The organism is Xanthobacter tagetidis, from assembly GCF_003667445.1.
GTDB lineage: Bacteria > Pseudomonadota > Alphaproteobacteria > Rhizobiales > Xanthobacteraceae > Xanthobacter > Xanthobacter tagetidis.
In genome coordinates this window covers 324,186-349,822 of record NZ_RCTF01000002.1, presented here as the reverse complement: position 1 = coordinate 349,822, position 25,637 = coordinate 324,186, and the positions used below count along the sequence as shown (strand labels likewise).

The following is a 25,637-nucleotide window of genomic DNA, read 5'->3' as shown; positions in this document are numbered from 1 at the left end:
TTCCGGTTCAGCCCTTCTTGGGCTCGGACTTGGCGTCGTAGCGGCGCTGCCACTCCTGGAGGATGGCGGCGCGGTTGGCGGCGGCCCAGTCGAACTTGTTGTCGATCAGCTTGGTCTTCAGGTTCGCCGGAAGGTTCTTGATCGGCTCCTCGAACGCCGCATTGCCGAGGATGGCGTAGTTCTTGGCGTAGATCTTCATCGCCTCGTCGGAGACCGCCCAGTCCATCAGCTTCTTGGCGTCCGCCTCATTGTCGGTGCCCTTGATGATGGCCGAAGCCTCCATGTCCCAGCCGATGCCCTCCGCCGGGATCACCGCCACCAGCGGCGCACCCTGGTTGATGAGGCGCGCGGCGCGGAACTCGAACGAGATGCCGATGGGATACTCGCCGGAGGCGGCGAGCGAGCAGGGCTTGGAGCCGGAATGGGTGTAGGTGGCGACGTTCTTGTCGAGGGCGTCCATATAGGCCCAGCCCTTCTCCTCGCCGAAGATCTGCAGCCAGCTCGACACGTCGAGGAAGCCGGTGCCGGAGGACGCCGGGTTCGGCATCACGATCAGGCCCTTGTATTCCGGCTTGGTGAGATCGGCCCAGCTCGCCGGGATCGGCAGCTTGCGCTTCTCCATCTCGGCGGTGTTGACGCACAGCGCCGCCGCCCAGGCATTGGTGCCGACCCAGGCAGGCGGGGTGTTCTTGTCGAGGAAGCGGGCCTCGATCTTCTTCACGCCTTCCGGAGCGTAAGGCTGGAGCATGCCTTCGGCGTCGAGCAGCAGCAGCGAGGTCGCGGCCGTGCCGAGGACCACGTCGGCCTGCGGATTGTTCTTCTCGGCCAGAAGCTTGGCGGTGATGATGCCGGTGGAGTCGCGCACCCAGCGGATGGTCGTGCCGGGATGCTTCTCCTCGAACGACTTCTTGTAGACCGGCAGGATGTCGGCTTCGAGGGCGGTGTAGACCGTGATTTCGCCGGCCGTGGCGGCGCCCGCCAGGCCGAGGAAGGCCGCGGCGGCGGCCAGGATCGTCGTGCGCGTCATTTTTACCCCCGTCTTGGGTTGGCCCGGTGCGGGCGAGCGCGTGCTCCCGGATCGGCACGCCATGCCCGGCGCTGAAAGCGACGGTTGTGCACATGCGCGGAGACGCTCTCCTGCGGCGCTTCTAGCACCGCCCAGGCGACGTTCGTGTGACGCGTCAGGCCGCCCGGAAAAGCCGCGGATCGAAGGCGTAAAACACTCATGAAAACAGAGTGATATCCGCATCCAGGCCGCGCTCCCGCGACGGCGGGCCGGCCCCGGATGGACGGCCGGCGACGGCGGCGGCAGGACCTTCCGAGCGGGCGGTGCTGGCGATCCCGTCGGCGAGGGGCTATCAAGGAGCCAGCAAAGCAACAGCAAGATGAAAGGGAGGGCCGATGACGCCTCAGGCTCGGTCGAACGCCACCGCCATCCAGGCCACCGCCATCGCCGGCACCAACCGCAAGGCCTGGACCACGGACGAGGCTCTCGCCCTCTACAACGCCCCGTTCAACGACCTCCTGTTCCGCGCCCAGAGCGTGCATCGCGCCAATTTCGACCCGAACGAAGTGCAGATGAGCCGCCTCATCTCCATCAAGACCGGCGGCTGCGCGGAGGATTGCGGCTATTGCAACCAGTCCGCCCACCACGGCACGGACCTCAAGGCCTCCAAGCTCATGGAGGTGCAGCGCGTGCTCGGCGAGGCGCAGAAGGCCAAGGATGCCGGCGCCACGCGCTATTGCATGGGCGCCGCCTGGCGCTCCCCCAAGGAGCGCGACATGGACACGCTGGTGGCCATGGTGGAGGGCGTGCGCGCCCTCGGCATGGAGACCTGCATGACGCTCGGCATGCTGGAGCCCGGCCAGGCGCACCGGCTCGCGAAGGCCGGCCTCGACTACTACAACCACAACATCGACACCTCGGAAGCCCACTATTCCAAGGTCATCTCCACCCGCACCTTCGCCGACCGGCTCGACACGCTGGCGAATGTGCGCGATGCGGGCATCAAGGTGTGCTGCGGCGGCATCCTCGGCATGGGCGAGACCGCGCGCGACCGGGTCGACATGCTGGTGACGCTCGCCAATCTCGACACGCCGCCGGAGAGCGTGCCGATCAACCAGCTCATGCCCATTCCCGGCACGCCGCTCGCCGGCGCCGATCCGGTGTCGCCCATCGAGTTCGTGCGCACCATCGCGCTCGCCCGCATCCTCATGCCAGCCTCGCACGTGCGCCTCTCCGCCGGCCGCACCCAGATGAGCGACGAGATGCAGGCTTTGTGCTTCTTCGCCGGCGCCAATTCCATCTTCGTGGGCGACACCTTGCTCACCGCCGAAAATCCCGGCGAGGACAAGGACATGGCGCTGTTCGCGACGCTCGGCCTCACGCCCCAGGAGGTGGAGGTGCGGATCGAGGACGGCGACCGGGTGGACGCGGCATGAGCGAGGCCGATCGCCTCGGCCGCTACGAGGCGATGCTGCGCGGTCTCGAACGGCGCCAGTCCCTGCGCCGGCTCTCGGGCCGGTCGGGGATCGACTTCGCCTCCAACGACTATATCGGCCTCGCCGCCTCGCCGCGCCTCAAGGCGGCCATCGCCGCCGCGCTGGAGGCGGGCGTGCCGGTGGGCGCCACCGGCTCGCGGCTTCTGCGCGGCAACGATCCCGCCCATGCGGCGCTGGAGGACGAGGCCGCGCGCTTCTTCGGCAGCGAGGCGGCCCTGTTCTTCTCCGGCGGCTACATGGCGAACCTCGCCGTGATCGGCACCCTGCCGCAGAAGGGCGACCTGCTGCTGATGGACGACCTGATCCACGCCAGCGCCCATGAGGGCGCCCGCGCCGGCCGGGCCGAGCCGGTGCTGTTCGCCCACAACGATGCCGGCGCCGCGGAAGACGCCATCCGCGCGTTCCGCGCCGCGGGCGGCACGGGCAAGGTGTGGATCGCCGCCGAGAGCCTCTACAGCATGGACGGCGACCGCGCGCCGCTCGCCGACCTCATGGCGCTCGCCGACCGGTATGACGGCTTTCTGCTGGTGGACGAGGCCCACGCCACCGGCGTCTACGGGCCGGACGGGCGCGGCCTCGCGCACCCGTTCGAGGGGCGCGAGAACGTGGTGGTGCTGCACACCTGCGGCAAGGCCATGGGCGGCTCCGGGGCGCTGGTGACGCTGCCCAAGGTGCTGGCCGACATCATCGTCAACCGCTGCCGGCCCTTCATCTTCGCCACCGCCCCCTCCCCGCTCACGGCGGTAGCGGCGCAGGCGGCGCTCGCCATCATGGCCGACGAGCCCGAGCGCCGGGAGCGCCTCGCCGCCTTGGTCGCCCATGCGGCCCGGCGGCTTCGGGAAACGTGCGGCCTCGCGCCCTCCGGCTCGCAGATCCTGCCGGTGATCGTCGGCGACAACGGCCGCGCCATGGCGCTGGCGGGCCTCCTCCAGCAGGCCGGCTACGACGTGCGCGGCGTGCGCCCGCCCACCGTGCCGCCCGGCACCGCGCGGCTGCGCATCTCGCTCACCCTCAATGCCGACGCGGCAGCGGTGGACGGCCTGTTCGACCTGCTCGGCGCCGCGCTCCGGGAGCAGGCGGCGTGAGCGAGGCCATCGTCGTCACCGGCACCGACACAGGCATCGGCAAGACCGTATTCGCGGCGGGGCTCGCGGGCTTCCTCGACGGCTTCTACTGGAAGCCGGTCCAGGCCGGGCTCGCCGAGGAGACCGACAGCGAGACCGTGGCGCGCCTTGCCGGCCTTGCGCCGGAGCGCATCCTGCCCGAGGCGTGGCGCCTCGCGCTCCCCGCCTCCCCGCATCTCGCAGCGGAACAGGAGGGCGTCGCCATCGACCCGGCTGCGCTCGTGCCGCCCGCAGGACCCCGGCCGCTCGTCATCGAGGGCGCGGGCGGGCTGCTGGTGCCGCTGACGCGGCAGGCTCTGTTCGCCGACGTGTTCGCCCGCTGGCGCCTGCCGGCGGTGCTGTGCGCACGCACCGCGCTCGGCACCATCAACCACACGCTGCTCTCGCTGGAGGCGATGCGCGCGCGGGGCATCCCCATTCTCGGCGTCGCCTTCATCGGCGAGGCGCACGAGGAGAATGCGCGCATCATCGGCGCGCTTGGAAACGTCAAAGTGCTGGGCCGGCTGCCCCGGCTCGACCCGCTCACCCCCGAAACGCTGGCGGCCGCATTCGCCAGCGCCTTCCGGCGGGAGGATTTCGACGCCCGGAGGGCGGCGGCGTGACGTCCCCGGTCTGGCACCCCTTCACCCAGCACGCGCTCGCGGGCGCGATGATCCCGGTCGCCCGCACGCAGGGCGCCCACCTCGTGGCCGAAGACGGCCGGCGCATCCTCGACGGCATCTCGTCCTGGTGGGTCATCACCCACGGCCACCGCCACCCGGCCATCATGGCGGCGATCCGGGAGGCCACACAGAGCCTCGACCAGATCATCTTCGCCGGCTTCACCCACGCGCCCGCCGAGCAGCTCGCGGCCGGCCTCCTCAAGGTCGCCCCGCCCGGCCTCACCCGCGTGTTCTATTCCGACAGCGGCTCCACCAGCGTGGAGGTGGCACTGAAGATGGCGCTTGGCTTCTGGCGCAACACCGGCGAAGCGCGCAGCCGCATCGTGGTGATGGAGGCGAGCTATCACGGCGACACCATCGGCACCATGTCGGTGGGCGAACGCGGCGTGTTCAATGCCGCCTACGCCCCGCTGCTGTTCGAGGTGGAGCGCATCCCGTTCCCCGCCCCGGGCCGTGAGGAGGCGACGCTCGCCGCGCTGGAGGCCGCCTGCACTGAGGCGCCCGCCGCCTTCATCGTCGAGCCGCTGGTGCTCGGCGCGGGCGGCATGCTTATGTACAAGCCGGACCTCCTGAAGGCCATGCACGCCATCTGCGCGCGCCATGGCGTGCTGTTCATCGCCGACGAGGTGATGACCGGATGGGGCCGAACCGGCACCCGCTTCGCCTGCGAACAGGCCGGCATCGTCCCGGATATCCTGTGCCTGTCGAAGGGCCTCACCGGCGGCGCTTTGCCGCTCGCCGTGACGCTCTGCAAGGAAGCGATCTTCCAGGCGCACTATTCCGACGACCGGACGAAGACCTTCTTCCATTCCTCGTCCTACACCGCCAACCCCATCGCCTGCGCCGCCGCGCTCGCCAACCTCGCGGTATGGGACGACGAGCCGGTGGCGGCGCGGATCGCGGCGCTCGGCGCGCTTCAGGAGGAGCTGATCGCCCCGTTCCGCGACGATCCCCGCTTCGAGAACGTGCGCCGCTGCGGCACCATCGCCGCGCTCGACCTCAAGGCGCGGGACGCGGGCTATCTCGCCGGCATCGGGCCGCTTCTCTACGATTTCTTCCTGACGCGCGACCTGCTCATCCGTCCGCTGGGCAACACCCTCTACCTCATGCCGCCTTACTGCGTGACCCGCGCCGATCTCGAACCCGCTTATGCCGCCATCGCCGCGGCAGCGGACGCGCTGGCCTGAGGCCGCCATGGCGCGATCGAGCCTTCTCGTCGGCCTCGGCCGCCATGCGCCCGAGCGGCGCGTGCCCAATGAAGAACTGGAGGCGCGGCTGGGCCTTGAGGCCGGCTGGATCGAGCGCCGCACCGGCATCCGCGCGCGCCGCTACGTGGCCGAGGGCGAGGCGCTCACCGACCTCGCTCTGCCCGCCGCCGAACAGGCGCTGGCGGCGAGCGGCATCGCCCGCGCCGATATCGCGCTGACCCTGCTCGCCACCTCCACGCCGGACCACCTGCTGCCGCCCTCCGCGCCGCTCCTGGCACACCGGCTCGGCTTGCCGCGCTCGGGCGCGGTGGACCTCGCAGGCGCCTGCGCCGGCTTTCTCTATGCGCTGGCGCTCGCGGACGGCTTCGTGCGCGCCCAGGGCCGCCCGGTGCTGGTGGTGGCGGCGAACGTGCTCAGCCGCCGCATCAACCCCATGGACAAGGTGAGCGCGGTGCTGTTCGCCGATGCGGCCGGCGCCTGCGTGCTCGCACCGTCGGAGCGCGACGGCACCGGCGTGATCGGCACCGACCTCACCTCGGACGGTGCGCAATACGAGCTCATCCGCATTCCCGCCGGCGGCAGCCGGCAGCCGTTCTCGCCTCAGACGGCGCCGCAGGACATCTTCATGGAGATCTCGGACGGCGCGGCGGTCTATGCCGAGGCCGTCACCACCATGACCGCCTGCGCCCGCGCGGCCATGGCCCAGGCGGGCATCGGCGCGGGAGACGTCACGCGCTTCGTGCCGCACCAGGCCAACACCCGCATCTTCGAGGCGGTCCGGCGCAATCTCGGCCTGGCGCAGGGAGGCCTCGTCTCGACCATCGCCGAGTTCGGCAATTCCTCCGCCGCCACCATCCCCTTCTCGCTCGCCGCGAGCGCCGAAGCCGCGCCGCCGCGCACCGGGGAGAAGGTGCTGCTGACGGCGGTCGGCGCCGGCCTCACGGGCGGGGCGCTGGTGCTCGGCTTCTGAGGCGGCGGACGCAGCCCTCAGAAGTGATAGCCGATGCTGAACATGGGGCCGTGCATGGTGGTGGTGTAGCGGAAGTTCTGGCGCGGCCCGGTGATGGATTCGTAGTCGGTATAGAGCGCCCGATAGCCGATGGCGGTGGACCAGGACTTGTTCCAATTGTAGCCCACCGCCACGAAGCCCTGCGAGGTCAGCTTCGAGCCGAGGCCGAAGCCGCCCACGTCCGCGATGGCATTGAGGAACCAGCGCTCGTTGAACTGGTATTGGAGCATCAGGCCGAACACCGGGTCCAGCCAGTCCTTCACGTCCGAGGAGGACAGGCCGAAGGGCAGGCCCGCGGGCGTGAGCGTGGTGTCGACGCTCAGGCGCTGATAGCGGAAGCCGGCGGTGGCGCTGAGGTCGAAATTGTCCGGCCCCACGGGCAGCCGGTAGCCGGCAATGCCCTGCATCACCAGCAGGCGCTGGCTGAAGTCCAGCTGCGGCCCGGCGAAGCCGACCGTCTTGTCGGCGGAGAGCTTCGACCAGAACACGTCGGCCAGCAGCGTCCAGTCGCCGTTCTTGGCGAGGAAGTCGCCCATGAGCGCGCCGTCGAGATGGCCGACGATGTCGCCGAAGCTCACATTGACCGGGATCGCCGGCAGATCGCGCGCGCCGATGTCGCCGGTGAGGCTGGTGGCCCAGCCATAGAAGGTGGCCTGGAACTCCCAGCCGGACGCGGGCGCGGCCGGCGCGGGCGGCGGCGTCAGGTCGGCGGCGTGGGCCGGCGGCGCGACCGCTGCGGCGGCGAGAAGCGCAGCGGCGAAAAATCCCTGCCTCGGTGAACCCCGGCCCCACCCCATGACACGCCCCCGCCCCGCAACCTTGGTGTGCGGCCGAGTCTTAGGCGAATTCCCGTGCGCCGACAGGACCCTGGACGGTTCCGGCTGCGCGACGGCACCGCGGCATGGCGTCCGCGCAACACCCGCGCACAGGGATGGAAATAACCTTTATTTATCAATAGAATGGAGAGGAACCGGCCGGCATTTCCGGCCGCGCCGCAGCGGTGACGCCGGGGCACCCGGATCGGCATCCCGGCATTTTGGCCGCAAAGATCAAGCGGCGCCGGCAGGCCTCCGGAAGCCGCTGGGCTCAGCCGGCGCTGCGGAGCCACAGGCTCATCAGCTCGGCGCGGCTGCGGACGCCGAACTTGCGGAAGACGTTCGTGACGTGCTGGTGCGCGGTGGAGGTGGCGATCTCCACCTGCCGGGCGATCTCCTTCTCCGATGCCTTGGTGAGCAGCAGATGCAGCACTCGCCGCTCGGCCGGCGTCAGCGGCGCCGAGGCGGCGAGCAGGCCGTTGCTCATCATCAGGTGGCGGTGGAACCACTTGATGCCCCGCAGGGCAAAGGCGAGCAGCGCGATCTCGCCGGCCGTGAACGGGCGGGCGGCATAGAAGCCGAAATGGGATTCGCAGTCCTGGTTCAGCGGAACGGCGACGAACACCGCGTCGCCCGTGCCGACCGCCTCGTAGTGCCGCCGGAAGAACGCGGTCTCGAACCAGCCGGCCGGCAGATCGCGCCGGAACGCATAGGTGCGGAAGGCGCCGACATCCTTCATGGGCAGCAGGAAGGAGGGATCGATCGCGCGCCGGTCCCACTCCTTGAGGATTTCCCGGAAATGCCCTTCGTCCGCGTGGGGCGGAACCGGCTTCAGCGCCTGCACGGCGGCCACGCGCCAGCCCCGGAGCGGATCGTCGGCGGCGCCGCCGCCCACCCGGACCGCGCCGGCCCAGGTGGCATTCCAGGCGCCGGTCTGCGCGCACAGCGCGCCCATCACATGGGCGGCGGCCTGCTCGCACTGGCCGGCCTCGAAGTCCGCGAGTTCATCCCAGAGCGTGAGCACACGCTCCTGCGCTTCTCCCATCATCCCGCACGACCCAACCCATGGCGCCTTGGCGCGCTCCATTCCCGCTTGTCAGCCTGTAGTGAAGCGCCAGCGCGGGTGCAACCCGCAAGTGCCGGCTGGCCGTTGCGCCTCGAAGCCGGGAGTCAGTCGCGGAAATAGTCCGGCCAGCGCGCCCGGAGGTCGGCGGTGAAGGCGAGCGACTTCGACAGGTGCGCGCGCAGCGCCTCCTGCGCTGCCGCCACGTCGCCGGAGGCGATGCCGGCGACGATGGCGCGGTGGTCGGCGATCACCTGCGCCGCCTTGCCGGGCATGGGCAGATGCAGGCGGCGGATGCGGTCGATATGGCCGGAATAGCGCCGCACCATCGCATGGAGGCCGGCAATGTCCGCGGTCTCGAAGAACACGCGGTGGAACTCGCGGTCGGCGGTCTCGAAGCCCGGCAGGTCGCCGCGGGCGAGCAGGGTGGCCTGCACCTCGATCACGGTCTCCAGGCGCGCCACCACCGCGGCGCGGTCCGGCGAGAGGGTGATGGTGCGCACCGCCTCCTGCTCCAGCGAGCGGCGCAGGAACTGGGCCTGGCGCGCCAGCTTCAGGTCGATGGGGCTGACGATGGTGGCGTGCTGGGGAAAGATCTCCACCAGCCCCTCCTCCTGCAGGCGCATCAGCGCGTCGCGCACCGGGGTGGAGGAGAAGCCGAACAGTTCCTGCAGTTCGGCGCGCGAAATCAGCGTTCCCGGCGGCAGTTCCAGCGCGATGATGCGTTCGCGCAGATAGTCGAACACCTGCGGCGCCGCATGACGGGACGGGTCGCGGGGCGGCCTTGCGGAGGAGAGCAGGGAGTCCATGGCGCCGAGCATAGCCCAGTTCGTGTTTGACTTCACTAATGCATTAGCGTTTTAATCCATCAGCCGGATCCGCAGAACGAGAGCCTAAGGCCGTGGACGCGACCGGCGCCGCCCGCAAGGGCTGGGGGAGACGCAGCGCCACGCCAATCTGAGGTCGCGGCTCCGCCTTCATCGCGTCCAAGCGACAGGAGGAAACATGTCCCGCTTGAAGATCATCCCGCTCGCGCTCGCCGCGGCTTTCGCGTGCGCGCCGGCGCTCGCCCAGACCTTTCCCGAACGCACGATCACCGTGGTGGTGCCGTTTCCGCCCGGCGGCGCATCCGACAGCACCGCCCGCTTCATCCAGCCGAAGATGCAGGAGAAGCTCGGCCAGACCGTGGTGATCGACAACCGCCCCGGCGCCAACGGCGCCAACGGCGCGAGCCACGTGAAGGGCCAGGCGCCGGACGGCTACACCCTGCTGGTGGGCTCCATCGGCGTGTTCGCCATCAACCCGGCGCTCAACCCGAACCTGAGCTACCAGCCGGGCAAGGACCTCGATCTGCTCACGGTGGCGGTGCGCACGCCCAACGTGCTGGTGGCCAATCCCGACTTCCCCGTGAACTCGGTGAAGGAGCTGATCGCCTATCTCAACAAGAACCCCGAGAAGGTCACCTTCGCCTCCTCCGGGGTCGGCTCCTCCGACCACCTGACGGCGGCGCTGTTCTGGCAGAAGACCGGTACCAGCGGCGTGCATGTGCCCTACAAGGGCGGCGGACCGGCCATCGCCGACCTGATCGCCGGCCATGCCAACGTGTCGTTCCAGAATCTCGGCGCGGTGGCGAGCCAGATCAAGGCCGGCAAGCTGAAGGCGCTGGGGGTGACGGCGAACGAGCGCAATGCGGTGCTGCCCGACGTGCCCACCATGAAGGAAGCCGGCGTCGACGGCATCGACGTCTATTCCTGGCAGGCCGCCGCCGCGCCCAAGGGCCTGCCGGCCCCGGTGAAGGCCAAGCTCTACGAGGCGCTGAAGGCGAGCCTCAACGATCCGGAGGTGAAGGCCAAGTTCAACGGCCTCGGCTTCGACGTGGTGGCCATCACGCCCGAGGAGTTCGTGGTCTTCCGCGACGGCGAGGAACAGCGCTGGCGCCAGGTGGTGAAGACCGGAAAGATCGAGACCAACTGACGATGAGTCGCCGGGCCTCCCGTCGAGGCCCGGCCGTTCCCGAGGACATCTGCATGACGCCCCGCAAGAGCCCCGACGCGCTGCGCAGCGCCCGCTGGTTCGCCGACGACGACCTGCGCAGCTTCGGCCACCGCTCGCGCCTGCGGCAGATGGGCTACGCGCCGGAGGACTGGGCCGGCAAGCCGGTGATCGCCATCCTCAACACCTGGTCGGACTTCAATTCCTGCCACGCCCACTTCAAGGACCGCGTGGAGGACATCAAGCGCGGCGTGTTCCAGGCCGGCGGCTTCCCGCTGGAGATCCCGGTGCACTCCGTCTCCGAGACCTTCCTCAAGCCCACCTCCATGCTCTACCGCAACATGCTGGCCATGGAGGTGGAGGAGGTGATCCGCGCCCACCCGGTGGATGGGGCGGTGCTGATGGGCGGCTGCGACAAGTCCACCCCGGCCCTCCTGATGGGCGCCACCAGCGCCGGCGTGCCGGCCATCTATGTGCCGGCCGGGCCGATGCTGCGCGGCAACTGGAACGGCAAGACGCTGGGCTCCGGCTCGGATGCCTGGAAGTTCTGGGACGAGCGGCGCGCCGGCAACATCGACCAGGCGGCCTGGAACGAGATCGAGGGCGGCATCGCCCGCTCCTACGGCCACTGCATGACCATGGGCACCGCCAGCACCATGACCGCCATCGCCGAGGCGATCGGCATGACGCTGCCCGGCGCCTCCTCCATCCCCGCCGCCGATGCCGGCCACATGCGCATGTGCGCGGCCTCCGGCCGGCGCATCGTCGACATGGTGTGGGACGACCTCACCCCGGCCCGCATCCAGACCCGCGCGGCGTTCGAGAACGCCATCACGGTGGCCATGGCCATGGGCTGCTCCACCAACGCCATCATCCACGTGATCGCCCAGGCGCGGCGCGCCGGCTGCAACATCACCCTCGACGACTTCGATGCCGCGAGCCGCGTCGTGCCGGTGCTCGCCAATGTGCGGCCCTCGGGCGAGGCGTACCTGATGGAGGACTTCTACTTCGCCGGCGGGCTGCCGGCGCTGATGGGACGCCTCAAGCCCCTGCTCCATCTCGACGCGCTCACCGTCTCCGGCCGCAGGCTCGGCGAGACGCTGGAAGGCGCCACCGTCTACAATGACGACGTGATCCGGCCGCTCGAGAACCCGATCTATGCCGAGGGCGCGCTCGCCGTGCTGCGCGGCAACCTCGCCCCGGACGGCTGCGTCATCAAGCCCAGCGCCTGCGCGCCGCATCTGCGCGTCCACACCGGCCCGGCGCTGGTGTTCGACGACTATCCCAGCATGAAGGCGGCGGTGGAGGACGAGAACCTCGACGTGACGCCCGACCATGTCCTGGTGCTGCGCAATGCCGGCCCGCTGGGCGGGCCGGGCATGCCGGAATGGGGCATGCTGCCGATCCCGAAGAAATTGGTGAAGCAGGGCGTGCGCGACATGCTGCGCATCTCCGATTCCCGCATGAGCGGCACCAGCTACGGCGCCTGCATCCTGCACGTGGCGCCGGAGAGCTATGTCGGCGGGCCGCTGGCGCTCATCGCCACCGGCGACCTGGTGCGGGTGGACGTACCGAACCGCAGCATCGACATGCTGGTGCCGGAGGAGGAGCTGGCGCGCCGCCGCGCGGCTCTGCCCGCCCCCGAGCCGCGCTTCGAGCGCGGCTATGGCTGGATGTTCTCGCGCCATATCGGCCAGGCCGACCAGGGCTGCGACTTCGACTTCCTTGAGACCGCCTTCGGCGCCCCCGTCGGCGAGCCCGCCATCTACTGACGAAGAAGGACACACCCCTTGGACGTGCCTGCCAACACCTTCAAGCGCGCCATTTATGCCGGCCGCCAGCAGATCGGCCTGTGGTCGAGCCTTGCCAACCACCTGTCGGTGGAGATCCTCGCCGGCTCGGGCTTCGACTGGCTGCTGATCGACACCGAGCACTCCCCCAACGAGCTGCCTCAGGTGGTGAACCAGCTTCACGCCATGATGGAATATCCGGCGACCCAGCCCATCGTGCGCCCGCCGGTGAACGACACCGTGGTCATCAAGCGCTTCCTGGATGCCGGGGTGCAGAGCTTCCTCATCCCCATGGTGGACACGCCCGAGCAGGCGACCGCCGCGGTCGCTGCCACGCGCTATCCGCCGCACGGGGTGCGCGGCTTCGCCTCCGCCTCGCGTGCCTCGCGCTACGGCCGGGTGAGCGACTATTACGCCCGCGCCCATGAGGAGATCTGCGTTCTGGTGCAGATCGAATCCAGGCTCGGCCTCGACCATCTCGACGCCATCGCCGCGGTGCCGGGGGTGGACGGCGTGTTCATCGGCCCCGGCGATCTCTCGGCCGCGCTCGGCCATCTGGGCGGCCAGGGCGACGCGGCCATCGTGACGCTGATCGAGGACATGATCGGCCGCATCGGCAAGGCGGGAAACCGCGCCGGCATCCTCACCGGCGACGAGACGCTGGCGCGCCGCTACATCGCCGCCGGCTGCGTCTTCACCGCGGTCGGCTCCGACGTCGGCATCCTGGCGCGCGGCTCCGAGGCGCTGGCAAAGAAGTTCAGGAGCTGAGGAGGCCGCGCCACCCAACCGCGCGTCATCCCCCGGCTTGTCCGGGGGAACCACCCAGCGGCCGGGCTGGCGTCCTGTTTCCATGGCGCAGGACAAGCGGGCCGGTGGATGCCCCGGACGCGCCGGGGCATGACGGGGCCGAGGCCGCCCTCCCCTCACTTGCGCCGGTGGCGCATGGCGTCGAGATAGGCGATCAGATCGTCGAGGGCCCGGTCCGGGATGGTCGCCGCGTCGAACCCCGGCATGCGGCGCTCGGGCCAGGTGCGCACCGCGGCCGGATCGCGGATCAGCCGGTGCAGAGCCGCAGGCTGAAAGTACTCGGTCGGATTCATGGGCAGGTTGAGGTCCGGGCCGATGGTGCTCTCGCCGCCGCCGTTCATCTGGTGACACGGCATGCAATTGTGGATGAAGACCGTGAGCCCCCGGCGGGCCGGCGCATCGACGGGAAGCGAAGGCGCCACGTCGATCTGCGGCCAGCGCACCAGCGGATCGAGCGCGCTCTCGATGCTTGCCACCTGATAGGCCCAGTGCTCGCTGCTGACGCGTCCCGCCTTGGGGTTCTGCCAGACGATGTAGAACGGCCCGGCGGTGGCGACCTTGCCCTTCAGCTTGGGCCAGGGGGCGTGGTGCGGCTCCACCGCCACGAAGGCGCGTGCGCCGTCCGGGCCGCCTTCCGTGAAGATGCCGGCGGGATAATGGGCGATGAAGCCGTCGAGCGCCTTCACCTCGATGGGCGCATCGGTGGGAATGCCGGCCTCCGCCAGCAGCGCGAGCACCGGCACGGCGCGGTAGGTCGCGCGTCCGCCATAGGCGATGTCGGACGGCACCGACACCGACACCGCGTCCGGCCGGGCGAGCAACTGGGCGGCGGTGTAGGTGCGCGCCGCGCCGTCCGCCTTCAGCGAGAGAACCGGCTCCGACCGCGCCGGAGCACCCGCAAGCATGAGAGCGAGCGCACAGGCGAGCGCCGCCATGAGCCGTCCGAGCATGATCCCTCCTGCGTCCACCCATTCACGACGGTCATCCCCCGATCTGCCCGGGCGATCAACCTGCGACCCGCAGGCCTACACGTCCGCAAGCGCCACGCAAGCGGCCGGGTGGATGCCCCGGACAAGCCGGGGCATGACGGCCGTGAGATTTCCCCGCCGTCGCCCTCCGGCTTGACCGGAGGGCCCATCCTACGGCCGGGTGCGGCGCGCGGAGGGATGCATGGATGCTCCGGTCAAGCCGGAGCATGACGGGGTGGGGGATAGTCGGGAACAGCGGGGAGCATGACGGGGCAATACATGGGTGCCGCTCCCGCACGCAGGGCGCGCTTGAATTAGATAGACGGTCGGTCTAATTATCGGCCCATGGATGCCGCCACCCCCCAGCCGCGCAAGCGCGGCCGCCCGCCGCGGGCGCCTGACGCCCCGAGCGACACCCGCGAGGCGCTGCTGCGCGCGGGGCTGGTGGCGCTCACTGAGAAGGGCTTCTCGGCCACCGGCATCGATGAGGTGCTGAGCACCGTCAGCGTGCCCAAGGGCTCGTTCTATCACTACTTCAAGAGCAAGGAGGCGTTCGGCGCCGAGCTGATCGACCGCTATGCCGCCCATTTCGCCGCCCGGCTCGACCGGCATTTCGCCGACGACACCCTGACGCCGCTGGCGCGGCTCGAAGCGTTCACGCGCTCCGCCGAGGCTTCGATGGCGCGGCACGACTTCCGGCGCGGCTGCCTGGTGGGCAATCTCGGCCAGGAGATGGGCGCCCTGCCCGAGCCCTTCCGCCAGCGCCTTGCCGGCGTGTTCGCCGATTGGCAGGTGCGCACCGCCTCCTGCCTCGCCCGCGCGCAGGCGGCCGGCGAGATCGACCCCGACCGCGACCCCGACCAGCTCGCCGCCTTCTTCTGGATCGGCTGGGAGGGCGCCGTGCTGCGCGCCAAGCTGGAGCGCACCGCCGCCCCGCTGCGCACCTTCGCCGACGGCTTCTTCGCGCTGGTGCGCGGATAGGCGGCGCGGAACGACCAACCCGCAGGAAACGCACAAGGAGACCAACATGCGCGCCATCGTCGTGGAGAAGACAGACGCCGGACAGAGCGTCGCGCTCAAGGCGTTCGACGAAGCCGATTTCATGGACGGCGACGTCACCGTCCGCGTCACCCATTCGACCCTGAACTACAAGGACGGCCTCGCGCTCACCGGCCGCGGGCCGGTGGTGCGCCGCTTTCCCATGATCCCCGGCATCGACTTCGCCGGCGTGGTGGAGCGCTCCGACAGCGACGCCTTCAAGCCGGGCGATGCCGTGATCCTGAACGGCTGGGGCACCGGCGAGACCCATCTCGGCGCCTATGCCGAGAAGTCGCGCGTGAAAGCCGACTGGCTGGTGCCGCTGCCCGCCGGCCTCACCGCCGCCCAGGCCATGGCGATCGGCACCGCCGGCTACACGGCCATGCTCTCGGTGATGGCGCTGGAGCGCCATGGCCTCAAGCCCGAGCACGGCCCCGCAGTGGTCACGGGCGCGGCCGGCGGCGTCGGCTCGGTCGCCATCTCGCTCCTGGCGAGCGCCGGCTGGCACGTCATCGCCTCCACCGGCCGCGAGCAGGAGGCGGACTATCTGAAGGGCCTCGGCGCCAAGGAGATCATCGCCCGGCAGGAGCTGTCCGGCCCGGCCCGCCCGCTCGCCAAGGAGCGCTGGGCGGCGGGCGTCGATTCCGTCGGCACCAACACGCTCGCCAACCTGCTGGCCATGACGCGCTATGGCGGCGCCATCGCCGCCTGCGGCCTGGCCGGCGGCATGGACCTGCCCACCTCCGTCGCGCCCTTCATCCTGCGCGGCGTGGCGCTGCTCGGCATCGATTCCGTGATGGCGCCCAAGGCCCGGCGCCTGGAGGCGTGGGCGCGCCTCGCGCGCGACCTCGACCATGCCAAGCTCGCCGCCATGACCACGACCGTGCCCCTCGACGCGGTGATCGCCAAGGGCGCCGACATCCTCGACGGCAAGGTGCGCGGCCGCGTGGTGGTCGAAATCGCGCCCTGAGCACCGGTTCGGCAACAGCGCCCTCGCCCGCCAGGGCGGGGGCGTGCCCCGGTGGGAGCGGCGCAGGGCGGCCCCTTTCCCATTGGCGGTCCGTCGCTCTAGATTTGCCCCATGAGCACACCCCCTCGCACACCCCCGCGCACGCCCCTGCCCGCCACGATCGACGCCGCCGCCGACCTGCTGCTCAAGGCCGGCTACGTGGCCGACCGGGCGCTCTCGACCGTGGTGTTCCTCGCCCTGCGCATGGGCCGGCCGCTGCTGCTGGAGGGCGAGGCCGGGGTCGGCAAGACCGAGGTCGCGAAGACGCTCGCCGCGGCGCTCGGCCGCCGCCTCATCCGCCTGCAATGCTATGAGGGGCTCGACCTCTCGGCCGCGGTCTATGACTGGAACTATGCCGGCCAGATGATCGCCATCCGCCTCGCCGAGGCCGCAGGCGAGCGCGACAGGGATGCCATCGCCGCGGACGTGTTCTCCGATCGCTATCTCCTGCGCCGGCCGCTGCTCGACGCGCTGGAGCCCCACGCGGAGGGGCCGCCGGTGCTGCTGGTGGACGAGCTCGACCGCACCGACGAGGCGTTCGAGGCGTTTCTGCTGGAGGTGCTCTCCGACTTCCAGGTGACGATCCCCGAGCTGGGCACCGTCAAGGCGGCGGCGCCGCCCATCGTCGTCCTCACCTCCAACCGCACGCGCGAGATCCACGACGCGCTGAAGCGGCGCTGCCTCTACCATTGGGTGGACTATCCCGACGCCGGGCGCGAACTCGCCATCCTGCGCGCCCGCCTGCCGGGCGTGCCGGCGCGGCTGTCGGCGCAGGTGGTGGGCTTCGTGGAGGCGCTGCGGCGGGAGGACCTGTTCAAGGTGCCGGGCGTCGCCGAGACGCTGGACTGGGCCTCGGCGCTGGTGGAGCTGGACGCGGTGGCGCTCGACCCCGCCACGGTGGGCGACACGCTGGGCGTGCTGCTCAAGTACCAGGACGATATCGCCAAGACCTCCGCCCCGGTCATCGAGCGCCTCGTCGCCGAGGCGCGCACGCGGGCCGAGGCGCTGTGAGAGGCATCGCCGACACCCCCGCCCCCCCCGCCCCTCCCCGCACGGGGGAGGGGAGCCGCCGGGGCTTCCTGCCCATGAGCGGCCGCCTTCCCGACAACATCGCCTATTTCGGCCGCGCGCTGCGCGCCGCCGGCCTTAATGTGGGGCCGGGGCGCATCGTCGATGCGGTCAAAGCGGTGGAGGCGGCGGGCGTCGGCACCAGGGACGACCTCTATTGGACGCTCCACGCCGTGATGGTCTCGCGCCACGAGGACAGCCTCGTGTTCGACCAGGCGTTCCGCCTGTTCTGGCGCCGGCGCGGGCACCAGGAGCGGCTCATCGCCATGCTCTCCCCCGCCGCCGTGCCCGCGCGCGAGGAGAAGCGCGAGAGCGTCATGCGGCGGGTGGAGGAGGCGCTGTTCTCCGGCATCGGCGACGCGCGCAAGCCCGACGCGCCGCCTCGGCTCGAAGTGGATGCGCGCCTCCTCGCCTCCAGCGACGACATACTGCGCCGCAAGGATTTCGCGCAGATGTCCGCCGCCGAACTGGCGCAGGCGCGCCAGCGCATCGCCGCGCTGAAGATGCCCGACGACCGCGCCCGCACCCGCCGCCTCGTGCGCGACCCGCGCGGGCCGCGCATCGATCTTCGGGCCGCGCTGCGCGCCGGGCTCGCCACCGGCGGCGACCTCGTGCCGCTGAAGCGCCGGGGACCGGACGAGAAGCCGCCCCCCGTGGTGGCGCTGGTCGACATCTCCGGCTCCATGGCCGACTATTCGCGCCCCATCCTGCATTTCCTCCACGCGCTCGGAGCGAAGCGGAAGGTTTCGACCTTCCTGTTCGGCACGCGGCTGACCAACGTCACCCGCGCGCTCGCCCGGCGCGATCCGGATGCCGCCCTCGCGGCGGTGGCGCAGGCGGCGCAGGACTGGTCCGGCGGCACCCGCATCGCCACCTCGCTGCGGGCGTTCAACAAGGACTGGTCGCGCCGCGTCATGGCGCAGAACCCGGTGGTGCTGCTGTTCACCGACGGGCTGGAGCGGGACGTGGACGCGACGCTCGCCGCCGAGATGGCGCGGCTCAAGCGCTCCTGCCGGCGCCTCGTCTGGCTGAACCCGCTCCTGAGCTATGACGGCTTCGAGCCGCGCGCGCGCGGCATCGCCGCCATGCTGCCGCAGGTGGACGAATTCCGGCCCGTGCACGACCTGAAAAGCCTGGAGGATCTCGTCGCCGCGCTCGCATCCGCCCCGCCGCGCACGCCGCGCCGAACCGCCGCCTGAAACAAGGCGGCGCCCAGCGGCGTTTCCCCTTCGACGCAACGCACGCGAAGGAGAGGCCCATGCGCGAGCCGGAGGAAATCCGCGACGAACAGGAGTTCCATGAACCCGTCACCCGGCGCGGCCCGAAAGGCGAGCCGGTGGAGCCCGCCGCCAAGGCGCGCCAGGGCATCGGCTCGGGGCGGGTGCTCACGGTTCTCGTCGCCGGCATCGCTCTGGTGCTGGTGGCGTTCGCCGTGAGCTACATGGGCGCGGTGTAGCGCGCCGCGCGCCTCACACCGGAATGTTGTCGATGAGGCGGGTGGTGCCGAGCCAGGCGGCGGCGAGCAGCCGCACCGGCTCGTCCGCGCCCGCGAGCGGCGCCAGCGTCTCTGCGTTGCGCGCCGCCACATAGTCGACCCTCAACCCGGCGGCGGCGATGCGCTCGCTCGCCTGCGCGGTGGCGATGGTCGGGTCGCCGCCGGCGCGGATCATCTCCGCCGCGCCGTTCAGCGCGTGGTGGATCACCGGCGCGGTGGCGCGCTCCTCAGGCGAGAGGTAGGCGTTGCGCGAGGACAGGGCGAGCCCGTCCGCCTCGCGGATGGTGGGCATGCCCACCACCTGGACGCCGAGGTCGAGGTCGCGCGACAGGCGCGTGACCACCTTGAGCTGCTGATAATCCTTCTCGCCGAACAGCGCATAGTCCGGCATGCAGTGGATGAAGAGCTTGGCCACCACGGTGGCGACGCCGCCGAAGAAATGCGGGCGGAAGTCGGTTTCCAGCCCCTGCGAGGGGCCGCCCACCTCGATCCGCGTGGCGAACCCCTGCGGATACATGTCGGCCGCCGCGGGGGCGTAGACCAGATCGGCCCGCACGTCGGCGAGCTTGTCGAGGTCGGCCTCGAAGGTGCGCGGATAGCGGGAGAAGTCCTCCGTGGGGCCGAACTGGGTCGGATTGACGAAGATCGAGACCACCGAGCGCCCGGCGATCTCGCGCGCCCGGCGCACCAAGGCGATGTGGCCGGCATGGAGCGCGCCCATGGTGGGCACCAGCGCCACCTTCGCCCCCTCCCCCCGGAAGCCGCGCACCGCCGCGCGCAATTGCGATGCCGTCTCCACCACCTTCGGCCGCGTGCCAGCCATATCGAGCCTCCCCGTGCTTTGGCGGCGGACCCTAATGGGCGAGCGCGCGCGAGGAAAGCGGCGCGTGCACGCCATGCGACAAGGGCGGCCGCGCGTTCCCTCGCGGGGCGTCCCGCTCTATGAAGGGCGGGGAGGCAACAGCGTGCGCAATCTCATCACCGACGTCCCCGGCATCCGCGTGGGCAACGCCACCGATCTTCGCGCCGGCACCGGCGTCACCGTGGTTCTTTGCGAGACGCCGGCGGTCGCGGCGGTGGACGTGCGCGGCGGCGGGCCCGGCACGCGCGAGACCGATCTGCTTGATTCGTCGGCGACCGTGGACCGGGTGGACGCCGTCACGCTCTCCGGCGGCTCGGCCTTCGGGCTCGACGCGGCGGGCGCGGTGGCGGCGCGGCTCGCGGCGCAGGGGCGCGGCTTCGCGGTCGGCCCGGCGCGGGTGCCGATCGTTCCGGCGGCGGTGCTGTTCGACCTCTTGGACGGCGGCGACAAGGCCTGGGGCGAGGAGCCGCCCTATCGTCGCCTCGGCCGCGAGGCCCTCGACGCGGCGGCGCTCGACTTCGGCCTCGGCAGCGTCGGTGCCGGCACCGGCGCCACCACCGCGACGGTGAAGGGCGGGCTCGGCTCCGCTTCGGCGATCACCCCCACCGGCCATGTCGTGGGCGCGGTGGTGGCGGTGAACGCGGTCGGCAGCCCGCTGGTGGGCGCCGGCCCGCATTTCCGCGCCGCTCCTTATGAGCGCGACGGCGAGTTCGGCGGGCTCGGCCTGCCCGCGCACTATCCGGACGAGGCGCTGGCGCCGCCGCTGAAATCGCGCGCGAGCCGCATGGCCACCACCATCGCCGTGATCGCCACCGACGCGGTGCTGAACCCGATCCAGGCCGACCGCCTCGCCGTGATGGCGCAGGCGGGGCTGGCCATGTCGCTGTTTCCCATCCACACACCGCTCGACGGCGACTGCGTGTTCGCGCTCGCCACCGGCCGCCGTCCGCTGGACGCGCCGCTGGCGGACCTCGCGGTGATCGGCGCGGTGGCGAGCCTGGTGCTCGCCCGCGCCGCCGCGCGCGGCGTCCATGCGGCGACCCGCCTTCCTTTCGCCGATGCCCAGCTTGCCTGGCGCGACCTGTTCGGCTCGCCGCTCGCCGGCGCCTGACCCCCACCGGAGCCCTCCATGACCCACCTTCCCCCCTTAGCCCCGCGCGCCGCATCGAGCGAGCCGCGCGCGCGGCGCCTCGGCGGCGCACTCGCGGTGATCTTCTGGTGCGCCTGCGGCATCACCGCCGTGCCGCTGGCGCTGATGTTCTCGGTGATCGCCAATGTGGGCGTCGAGGGCGCAGCCTCCCTGCTGATGGACGGCCTGCGCGGGCCGGGCCTGTCCGCCGAGCTGCTGCGCCTCGGCCTGCTGCCGCAGGCGGTGCTGTTCGTGTGGGCGCTCGCCATGGTGCTGCTGACGGTGGCGCGCTCGCGCCACGCGCTCACCGCGGTGCCGTGGCTGATGGTGGCGTGGGTCGTGGTCTCGGCCTACGCCCAGTTCTCGATCCGCTCGGTGCTCCAGCAGGGCGCGGTGGACACCATGGACTTCGCCGCCCTGTTCCCCAACCTGCTGCTCCAGGCCGCCACCGCGGCCGCCGTGTTCGGCTATTTCGCCGAGGGCCGGCGCCCGCAGGAATATTACGTGCGCTGAGCGGAATGCGCTGAGCTAGATCCGCTGCGCCGCGCGCAGGCCGAAGCGGCCGGGCGCGAAGGGCGCCGGATCGATGAAGGGCGTCGCCCCGGTCATCATCTCCGCCAGCAGGCGGCCGGTGACGGGGCCCAGCGTCAGGCCCCAATGGCCGTGGCCGAAGGCGAGATGCAGCCCGCCGATGCCCGGCGCCGGGCCGATCACCGGCTTGGAATCTGGGAAGGCCGGCCGGCGCCCCAGCCAAGGCTCGGCCTCGCGAACGGCGCCGAGCGGCAGCAGCTCGCGCGCATGGGGCACGTCACGATGGATCTGCACCGGGCTCGACCGCGCTTCGAGCCCGGCGAACTCCACGCCCGTGGTCAGGCGGATGCCGTAGCGGGTGTTCTGGAGCGCGTAGCCATAGGCCACGTCCACCAGCGCCCGGCCGAGCGTCATGCCGCCTTCGGGCGCGAGGTGCACGTGATAGCCGCGCTTCGGCGCCAGCGGCAGCGGCAGGCCGAGCGGGCGCAGCACCTCCAGCGACCAGGGGCCGAGGCACACCACTGCCTCTTCCGCGTCCACCGGGCCGGAGGCGGTCTCCACCCGCCAGCCGCCGCTCTGGCGGCGCAGGGTGCGGGCATCGCCCTGGAGCAGCAGGCCGCCGCGCTGCTCCAGCAGGGCGGCATAGGCCTTCACCAGGCCGCCGGGATCGGAGCAATTGTCGCAATCGTGCCAGTGGATGGCGGCCTCGAACACCGGCCGCAGGGCCGGCTCCAGCGCGCAGGCCGCCTCGGTGTCGAGCACCGAATAGGCGACCTTCAGTTCGTCGGCGAGCGCGCGCTCGGTCGCGGTCTTCGCGAACTGCCGCGCCGTCCGGTAGAGCTTCACCCAGCCGGTGGGCGACAGCAGCCCCATAGCGCCGGCGGGGCCGGCGAGCGCGTGGTGCTCGGCGCGCGCCACGTCGAGCAGCGGGCGCAGGTCGCGCGCGGTCGCCGCGAGGCCCCTGGCGCTGGAGGCGTTGAAATAGGACAGGATCCAGGGCGCGAGGCCCGGCAGAGCGGCGAGCTGGTAGTTGCTCTCGGACGAGAGCTTGAGCGCATGGCGCAGCAGCACCGGGATGTCGCGCGGGAAGCCCACCGGCAGGAGCGCGCTGCCCTCGATCACGCCGGCATTGCCGAACGAGGTGCCCTCGCCCGGCGATCCGCGGTCGAGCAGCGCCACCGAGAGCCCGTGCGCCCGCAGGTGAAGCGCCACGCTGACGCCGACCACGCCCGCCCCGAGAACCACCACGTCGGTCCACGCCATGACACCCCACTCCCGAAGCCGCCTTGCCCGTAGCGTTGCCCGCAGCCTTGCCCGTAACGATGCAAGGATGAGGCCCGCGCCAGCCCCGGGGCGCGGTGCGGATGCCAATCTAGCAGCTTGCCGGAGGGCCGCGCTCCCGCTTTCGGACGCAGGCGCCATGCGCGGCGCGCACATCGGCGCCCCGGATGGCCCGAGCGCCCTTCGACATGCCGCTGCGTCAGGCGCGCGGCGGGCGCGCGGCGCGCCGGCGCGTCCACGCCACGGCGGCGGCGACGCCGGCGAGGGTCGCGGCGAGGCCGTACCAGGTCAGGGCATATTCCAGGTGGCGGTTCGGCAGGTCCGCCTTGGCGCCCGCGCTTACCGGCAGGCCGCCGGGCGCCGCGCCCCGGTCGAGCTCCACATAGAAGCCCGGCGCGCCCTGAAGCCCGCGCGCGGCGGCGATCTCCGCCGGGTCGCGGCGATAGAAGGCGTCGCGGGCGGGGTCGTTGGCGGGCACGAAGAAGCTCGTCTCTTCCGGAAACCGCAGCAGGCCGGAGACCTGCCGCTCACCCGCCACCTGCCCCTCGGCGCGGGTCGCGGCGTCCCGGCGCTCCAGCGGCACGAAGCCGCGATTGACCAGCACGGGCGGCCCGTCGGTGCGGATCAGCGGGGTGAAGACGAAATAGCCCGCGCTGCCCTTGAGGGCGCCGAGATCCTCGCCGGCGACGCCGTAGACCAGCGCCTCCTTGGCATGATCGTAGGTGCCGCGGAGGGCGACATGGCGGTATTCGTCGCGGGCGCGGTCGAGCGCAGGCCAGTCGGCGGCGGGCGGCAGCGGCGCGGCCGGGGCGGAGGCGCGGGCGGCGATGGTGGCGAGCAAATCGCGCTTCCAGGCGAGCCGCTCCAGCTGCCAGGTGCCGAGGCCCACCAGGATGGCGAAGGCGCCGAGCGCGAACAGCGAGGCGATCAGAGGCGAGCGCCGCATGGCGGTCAGGCTCCGGGCCGCGGCCGGCCGCCCGGGGACGCGCCGGCCGGCGCGCTCAGGGGCCGGCTCACCGGTCGAGCCGGCCCTCGGCCGCCTTGTTGCGGTATTGCAGCGCCACCATGAGCGCCTTCAGCGGCCGCAGCATGCCGAGGCTGACGATGAGGATCACCGGCAGCCAGAGCAGCGCATGCACCCACAAGGGCGGCTCGTAGGCGATCTCCACCCAGAGCGCGAGGCTGACCACGATGGCGCCGGCGATGAGGACGACGAACACCGCCGGCCCGTCCCCCGCATCGGCGAAGGCATAATCGAGGCCGCAGGCGTCGCATTTGGGCGCGAGGTCGAGGAAGCCCTTGAAGAGCTTGCCCCGGCCGCAGCGGGGGCAGCGGCAGCCGAGGCCCGCGGCGACGGGCGAAACCGGCGCGCGATAGGGTTCGCCCGCCATCACGCCTGCCCGTGCCGCGGCGCCGCCGCGGCGCCCTGCGCCAGCGTGCCCATCAGTGCGTGGCCGAGCCGGCCGACGCCCAGACATAGACGAAGGTGAACAGGAACAGCCACACCACGTCCACGAAGTGCCAGTACCAGGCCGCCGCCTCGAAGCCGAAGTGCTTCTTGGGCGTGAAGTCGCCCACATAGGCGCGCAGCAGGCAGACCGCGAGGAAGATCGTGCCGACGATCACGTGGAAGCCGTGGAAGCCCGTCGACATGAAGAAGGTGGCGCCATAGATGTTGCCCGAGAAGCCGAAATGGGCGTGCGAATACTCGTAGGCCTGCATCAGCGAGAAGAAGAAGCCGAGCGCGACCGTGCACCACAGGCCGTACTTCAGGCCCTGCCGGTCGCCGTGGACGATGGCGTGGTGCGCCCAGGTCACGGTGGTGCCGGAGGTGAGCAGGATCAGCGTGTTGAGCAGCGGCAGGTGCCAGGGATCGAACGCCTCGATGCCGGTGGGCGGCCAGTGGCCGCCGGTGAACTCCATGCGCTGGAAGTTGATGGCCTCGCCGACGAACAGGGAGGCGTCGAAGAAGGCCCAGAACCAGGCGACGAAGAACATCACCTCGGAGGCGATGAACAGGATCACGCCGTAGCGCAGGCCCAGCACCACCACCGGCGTGTGGAAGCCGGCGCGGCTCTCGCGGATCACGTCCCGCCACCAGCCGAACATCGTGTACATGATGCCGAGGATGCCGACGATGGCGATGAGGCTGGTGCCGCCGTGCATCCAGATCACGCCGCCGGACGTGGCGATGAGCGCCGCGACCGAGCCGATGATCGGCCACGGGCTCGGGTCCACCACATGGTAGTCGTGCTGCTTGACGTGTGCCTCGGCCATGGCGGCCTCCCTTCCCCGATCTCATCGGAACCGGCCGTGCGGCGCGGCTCCCGTTAAAGCTGCCGCGCGACGCGGCGGATGTCGTTGCCTAGAGTGGCTTGCCGCCCTTCGCCTCGCCGATTCCCTCGACCCGCGCCACCGGCTTGGCCGGCGCCTTGGAGGGGAAGAAGGTGTAGGACAGCGTGATGGTCTTCAGGCCCTTGAGGTCCGGATCGTCCAGGATCGCCGGGTCGATGTAGAACACCACCGGCATGTCCAGCCGCTCGCCGGCGGAGAGCACCTGCTCCTCGAAGCAGAAGCACTGGAGCTTGACGAAATAGGCGCCCGCCTGGGCCGGCGTGACGTTGTAGGTAGCGTTGCCGCGGGTCTCGGCGCTGGCCGTGTTGTCGGCCTCGTAATGGGCAAGCGAGGTCTCGCCGATCTTCACGCTCATGCCGCGCTGAACCGGGCGGAACGCCCAAGGCAGGCCGGGCGCCACGTTGGCGTCGAAGCGGATGTCCAGGGTGCGGTCGATGGCGGCCGGCAGCGGGCCGCCGGAGGCGACGCGGGTCGCGCCGCCGAAGCCGGTCAGCGAGCAGAACATGGCGTAGAGCGGCACCGAGGCGTAGGTCACGCCCACCATGGCCGCGATGAAGCCGAGGCAGGCGAGCGCGATCAGGCGGTGCCGGCCCTTGGGCCCGCGCGCCTGCGCCTGTCCTGCGGTCTGGTGCGTCTCAGCGTCCACCTTCGTCTCTTCTCTCCAGCCCTCGGCCCCGTTCCATCCCGCACCTCGTCCCCGTCCCGCCCGGCCCCCGCCGGGTGATGCGCCTCCCCCGTCAGAGCGGGCGGTTGAGCACGTTGGGACCGAGCTTCACGATCGTCACCACGTAGAACAGGATCGCCAGGCACCCCAGGACGGTGGCGATGGCGATGTTGCGCGCCCGCCGCCGCCGGAGCTGCTCCGGCGTCAGAACCACACCCTCTTCGTCCTCCGCCGGCTTCTCCGGCGGCAGCGGCGTCATGTTCCC

General features: G+C 71.3%; 27 protein-coding genes. 15 read left to right on the top strand and 12 right to left on the bottom strand.

The window, feature by feature from the left end; genetic code table 11:
• Window positions 1–7 precede the first annotated feature (7 nt).
• Window positions 8–1,027, bottom strand: a complete 1,020-nt coding sequence (locus D9R14_RS04385) for a putative 2-aminoethylphosphonate ABC transporter substrate-binding protein (protein ID WP_121622080.1) — start codon at window positions 1,025–1,027, stop codon at window positions 8–10.
• 374 nt (window positions 1,028–1,401) lie between these two features.
• Between D9R14_RS04385 and bioB the strand changes: the two genes are divergently transcribed.
• From bioB to D9R14_RS04360, 5 genes are read left to right on the top strand one after another with little or no spacing between them, the layout of a single operon-like run.
• Complete coding sequence (bioB, locus tag D9R14_RS04380; protein ID WP_121622079.1) at window positions 1,402–2,442, top strand: biotin synthase BioB; 1,041 nt, start codon at window positions 1,402–1,404, stop codon at window positions 2,440–2,442.
• Window positions 2,439–3,587, top strand: a complete 1,149-nt coding sequence (locus D9R14_RS04375; protein ID WP_121622078.1) for an 8-amino-7-oxononanoate synthase — start codon at window positions 2,439–2,441, stop codon at window positions 3,585–3,587. The genes bioB and D9R14_RS04375 overlap by 4 nt, the downstream gene beginning before the upstream one ends.
• The gene (gene bioD / locus D9R14_RS04370; protein ID WP_121622077.1) at window positions 3,584–4,228 is read left to right on the top strand and encodes a dethiobiotin synthase; all 645 of its coding nucleotides are present in this window, start codon (window positions 3,584–3,586) and stop codon (window positions 4,226–4,228) included. Before D9R14_RS04375 ends, bioD begins: the two co-directional genes overlap by 4 nt.
• Complete coding sequence (locus D9R14_RS04365) at window positions 4,225–5,475, top strand: adenosylmethionine--8-amino-7-oxononanoate transaminase (protein ID WP_121622076.1); 1,251 nt, start codon at window positions 4,225–4,227, stop codon at window positions 5,473–5,475. The genes bioD and D9R14_RS04365 overlap by 4 nt, the downstream gene beginning before the upstream one ends.
• A gap of 7 nt (window positions 5,476–5,482) precedes the next feature.
• Entirely contained in the window at window positions 5,483–6,466 is a 984-nt protein-coding gene (locus D9R14_RS04360) for a beta-ketoacyl-ACP synthase III (RefSeq protein WP_121622118.1), read from the top strand.
• Window positions 6,467–6,483: 17 nt separating this feature from the next.
• On the opposite strand, the gene D9R14_RS04355 is transcribed toward D9R14_RS04360, so the two are convergent.
• From D9R14_RS04355 to D9R14_RS04345, 3 genes are all read right to left on the bottom strand, one after another.
• Window positions 6,484–7,302, bottom strand: a complete 819-nt coding sequence (locus tag D9R14_RS04355) for a hypothetical protein (protein WP_121622075.1) — start codon at window positions 7,300–7,302, stop codon at window positions 6,484–6,486.
• A 289-nt stretch (window positions 7,303–7,591) separates the two neighbouring features.
• Window positions 7,592–8,368 carry a helix-turn-helix transcriptional regulator gene (locus D9R14_RS04350; RefSeq protein ID WP_170168484.1) on the bottom strand — a complete coding sequence of 259 codons (777 nt, stop codon included), beginning with the start codon at window positions 8,366–8,368 and terminating at the stop codon, window positions 7,592–7,594.
• A 122-nt stretch (window positions 8,369–8,490) separates the two neighbouring features.
• Window positions 8,491–9,192, bottom strand: coding sequence for a GntR family transcriptional regulator (locus D9R14_RS04345; RefSeq protein ID WP_121622117.1), 702 nt, complete (start codon window positions 9,190–9,192; stop codon window positions 8,491–8,493).
• Between the two features lie 196 nt (window positions 9,193–9,388).
• Between D9R14_RS04345 and D9R14_RS04340 the strand changes: the two genes are divergently transcribed.
• From D9R14_RS04340 to D9R14_RS04330, 3 genes are read left to right on the top strand one after another with little or no spacing between them, the layout of a single operon-like run.
• Window positions 9,389–10,357, top strand: a complete 969-nt coding sequence (locus tag D9R14_RS04340; protein WP_121622073.1) for a Bug family tripartite tricarboxylate transporter substrate binding protein — start codon at window positions 9,389–9,391, stop codon at window positions 10,355–10,357.
• A 53-nt stretch (window positions 10,358–10,410) separates the two neighbouring features.
• Window positions 10,411–12,147, top strand: a complete 1,737-nt coding sequence (gene araD / locus D9R14_RS04335; RefSeq protein WP_121622072.1) for an L-arabinonate dehydratase — start codon at window positions 10,411–10,413, stop codon at window positions 12,145–12,147.
• 18 nt (window positions 12,148–12,165) lie between these two features.
• The gene (locus D9R14_RS04330; protein ID WP_121622071.1) at window positions 12,166–12,933 is read left to right on the top strand and encodes an HpcH/HpaI aldolase family protein; all 768 of its coding nucleotides are present in this window, start codon (window positions 12,166–12,168) and stop codon (window positions 12,931–12,933) included.
• 155 nt (window positions 12,934–13,088) lie between these two features.
• Here D9R14_RS04330 and D9R14_RS04325 read toward each other — a convergent pair whose 3' ends face one another.
• The gene (locus D9R14_RS04325) at window positions 13,089–13,922 is read right to left on the bottom strand and encodes a c-type cytochrome (protein WP_210210807.1); all 834 of its coding nucleotides are present in this window, start codon (window positions 13,920–13,922) and stop codon (window positions 13,089–13,091) included.
• Between the two features lie 363 nt (window positions 13,923–14,285).
• On the opposite strand from D9R14_RS04325, the gene acuR reads away from it, so the two are divergent.
• The 5 genes from acuR to D9R14_RS04300 all read left to right on the top strand — a co-directional run bounded on the left by acuR (window position 14,286) and on the right by D9R14_RS04300 (window position 18,511).
• Window positions 14,286–14,921, top strand: a complete 636-nt coding sequence (gene acuR, locus D9R14_RS04320; protein WP_121622070.1) for an acrylate utilization transcriptional regulator AcuR — start codon at window positions 14,286–14,288, stop codon at window positions 14,919–14,921.
• A gap of 46 nt (window positions 14,922–14,967) precedes the next feature.
• Window positions 14,968–15,948, top strand: coding sequence for an acrylyl-CoA reductase (NADPH) (gene acuI, locus D9R14_RS04315; protein ID WP_121622069.1), 981 nt, complete (start codon window positions 14,968–14,970; stop codon window positions 15,946–15,948).
• A gap of 111 nt (window positions 15,949–16,059) precedes the next feature.
• Window positions 16,060–16,998, top strand: a complete 939-nt coding sequence (locus D9R14_RS04310) for an AAA family ATPase (protein ID WP_121622068.1) — start codon at window positions 16,060–16,062, stop codon at window positions 16,996–16,998.
• Between the two features lie 74 nt (window positions 16,999–17,072).
• Complete coding sequence (locus D9R14_RS04305) at window positions 17,073–18,254, top strand: vWA domain-containing protein (RefSeq protein WP_121622067.1); 1,182 nt, start codon at window positions 17,073–17,075, stop codon at window positions 18,252–18,254.
• Between the two features lie 59 nt (window positions 18,255–18,313).
• Entirely contained in the window at window positions 18,314–18,511 is a 198-nt protein-coding gene (locus D9R14_RS04300; protein ID WP_121622066.1) for a hypothetical protein, read from the top strand.
• 13 nt (window positions 18,512–18,524) lie between these two features.
• Here D9R14_RS04300 and panC read toward each other — a convergent pair whose 3' ends face one another.
• Window positions 18,525–19,373: a pantoate--beta-alanine ligase gene (gene panC / locus D9R14_RS04295; RefSeq protein WP_121622065.1), complete on the bottom strand. Its 849-nt coding sequence runs from the start codon at window positions 19,371–19,373 to the stop codon at window positions 18,525–18,527.
• 142 nt (window positions 19,374–19,515) lie between these two features.
• Between panC and D9R14_RS04290 the strand changes: the two genes are divergently transcribed.
• Window positions 19,516–20,523, top strand: a complete 1,008-nt coding sequence (locus D9R14_RS04290; protein WP_121622064.1) for a P1 family peptidase — start codon at window positions 19,516–19,518, stop codon at window positions 20,521–20,523.
• 18 nt (window positions 20,524–20,541) lie between these two features.
• On the top strand, window positions 20,542–21,054 hold the full coding sequence (locus D9R14_RS04285) for a hypothetical protein (RefSeq protein ID WP_121622063.1): 513 nt from the start codon (window positions 20,542–20,544) through the stop codon (window positions 21,052–21,054).
• Window positions 21,055–21,069: 15 nt separating this feature from the next.
• Here D9R14_RS04285 and D9R14_RS04280 read toward each other — a convergent pair whose 3' ends face one another.
• The 6 genes from D9R14_RS04280 to D9R14_RS04255 all read right to left on the bottom strand — a co-directional run bounded on the left by D9R14_RS04280 (window position 21,070) and on the right by D9R14_RS04255 (window position 25,631).
• Complete coding sequence (locus tag D9R14_RS04280) at window positions 21,070–22,335, bottom strand: NAD(P)/FAD-dependent oxidoreductase (RefSeq protein ID WP_121622062.1); 1,266 nt, start codon at window positions 22,333–22,335, stop codon at window positions 21,070–21,072.
• A 217-nt stretch (window positions 22,336–22,552) separates the two neighbouring features.
• Entirely contained in the window at window positions 22,553–23,299 is a 747-nt protein-coding gene (locus D9R14_RS04275) for an SURF1 family protein (RefSeq protein ID WP_121622061.1), read from the bottom strand.
• A gap of 67 nt (window positions 23,300–23,366) precedes the next feature.
• The gene (locus tag D9R14_RS04270) at window positions 23,367–23,744 is read right to left on the bottom strand and encodes a DUF983 domain-containing protein (protein WP_121622060.1); all 378 of its coding nucleotides are present in this window, start codon (window positions 23,742–23,744) and stop codon (window positions 23,367–23,369) included.
• A gap of 52 nt (window positions 23,745–23,796) precedes the next feature.
• A complete protein-coding gene (locus tag D9R14_RS04265; RefSeq protein WP_121622059.1) occupies window positions 23,797–24,630 on the bottom strand; it encodes a cytochrome c oxidase subunit 3 in 834 nt (277 codons plus the stop codon).
• A gap of 88 nt (window positions 24,631–24,718) precedes the next feature.
• Window positions 24,719–25,288 carry a cytochrome c oxidase assembly protein gene (locus tag D9R14_RS04260; RefSeq protein ID WP_210313851.1) on the bottom strand — a complete coding sequence of 190 codons (570 nt, stop codon included), beginning with the start codon at window positions 25,286–25,288 and terminating at the stop codon, window positions 24,719–24,721.
• A 157-nt stretch (window positions 25,289–25,445) separates the two neighbouring features.
• Window positions 25,446–25,631: a cytochrome c oxidase system small membrane protein gene (locus D9R14_RS04255; protein WP_121622057.1), complete on the bottom strand. Its 186-nt coding sequence runs from the start codon at window positions 25,629–25,631 to the stop codon at window positions 25,446–25,448.
• Between the last annotated feature and the right edge of the window lie 6 nt (window positions 25,632–25,637).

Bases quoted from the DNA above. Each gene is read 5' to 3' on its own strand.
- D9R14_RS04385 (WP_121622080.1), bottom strand. From the start codon at position 1,027: ATGACGCGCACGACGATCCTGGCCGCCGCCGCGGCCTTCCTCGGCCTG.
- bioB (WP_121622079.1), top strand. From the start codon at position 1,402: ATGACGCCTCAGGCTCGGTCGAACGCCACCGCCATCCAGGCCACCGCC.
- D9R14_RS04375 (WP_121622078.1), top strand. From the start codon at position 2,439: ATGAGCGAGGCCGATCGCCTCGGCCGCTACGAGGCGATGCTGCGCGGT.
- D9R14_RS04360 (WP_121622118.1), top strand. From the start codon at position 5,483: ATGGCGCGATCGAGCCTTCTCGTCGGCCTCGGCCGCCATGCGCCCGAG.
- D9R14_RS04355 (WP_121622075.1), bottom strand. From the start codon at position 7,302: ATGGGGTGGGGCCGGGGTTCACCGAGGCAGGGATTTTTCGCCGCTGCG.
- D9R14_RS04350 (WP_170168484.1), bottom strand. From the start codon at position 8,368: ATGATGGGAGAAGCGCAGGAGCGTGTGCTCACGCTCTGGGATGAACTC.
- D9R14_RS04345 (WP_121622117.1), bottom strand. From the start codon at position 9,192: ATGGACTCCCTGCTCTCCTCCGCAAGGCCGCCCCGCGACCCGTCCCGT.
- D9R14_RS04340 (WP_121622073.1), top strand. From the start codon at position 9,389: ATGTCCCGCTTGAAGATCATCCCGCTCGCGCTCGCCGCGGCTTTCGCG.
- araD (WP_121622072.1), top strand. From the start codon at position 10,411: ATGACGCCCCGCAAGAGCCCCGACGCGCTGCGCAGCGCCCGCTGGTTC.
- D9R14_RS04325 (WP_210210807.1), bottom strand. From the start codon at position 13,922: ATGCTCGGACGGCTCATGGCGGCGCTCGCCTGTGCGCTCGCTCTCATG.
- acuR (WP_121622070.1), top strand. From the start codon at position 14,286: ATGGATGCCGCCACCCCCCAGCCGCGCAAGCGCGGCCGCCCGCCGCGG.
- acuI (WP_121622069.1), top strand. From the start codon at position 14,968: ATGCGCGCCATCGTCGTGGAGAAGACAGACGCCGGACAGAGCGTCGCG.
- D9R14_RS04310 (WP_121622068.1), top strand. From the start codon at position 16,060: ATGAGCACACCCCCTCGCACACCCCCGCGCACGCCCCTGCCCGCCACG.
- D9R14_RS04305 (WP_121622067.1), top strand. From the start codon at position 17,073: ATGAGCGGCCGCCTTCCCGACAACATCGCCTATTTCGGCCGCGCGCTG.
- D9R14_RS04300 (WP_121622066.1), top strand. From the start codon at position 18,314: ATGCGCGAGCCGGAGGAAATCCGCGACGAACAGGAGTTCCATGAACCC.
- panC (WP_121622065.1), bottom strand. From the start codon at position 19,373: ATGGCTGGCACGCGGCCGAAGGTGGTGGAGACGGCATCGCAATTGCGC.
- D9R14_RS04285 (WP_121622063.1), top strand. From the start codon at position 20,542: ATGACCCACCTTCCCCCCTTAGCCCCGCGCGCCGCATCGAGCGAGCCG.
- D9R14_RS04280 (WP_121622062.1), bottom strand. From the start codon at position 22,335: ATGGCGTGGACCGACGTGGTGGTTCTCGGGGCGGGCGTGGTCGGCGTC.
- D9R14_RS04275 (WP_121622061.1), bottom strand. From the start codon at position 23,299: ATGCGGCGCTCGCCTCTGATCGCCTCGCTGTTCGCGCTCGGCGCCTTC.
- D9R14_RS04270 (WP_121622060.1), bottom strand. From the start codon at position 23,744: ATGGCGGGCGAACCCTATCGCGCGCCGGTTTCGCCCGTCGCCGCGGGC.
- D9R14_RS04265 (WP_121622059.1), bottom strand. From the start codon at position 24,630: ATGGCCGAGGCACACGTCAAGCAGCACGACTACCATGTGGTGGACCCG.
- D9R14_RS04255 (WP_121622057.1), bottom strand. From the start codon at position 25,631: ATGACGCCGCTGCCGCCGGAGAAGCCGGCGGAGGACGAAGAGGGTGTG.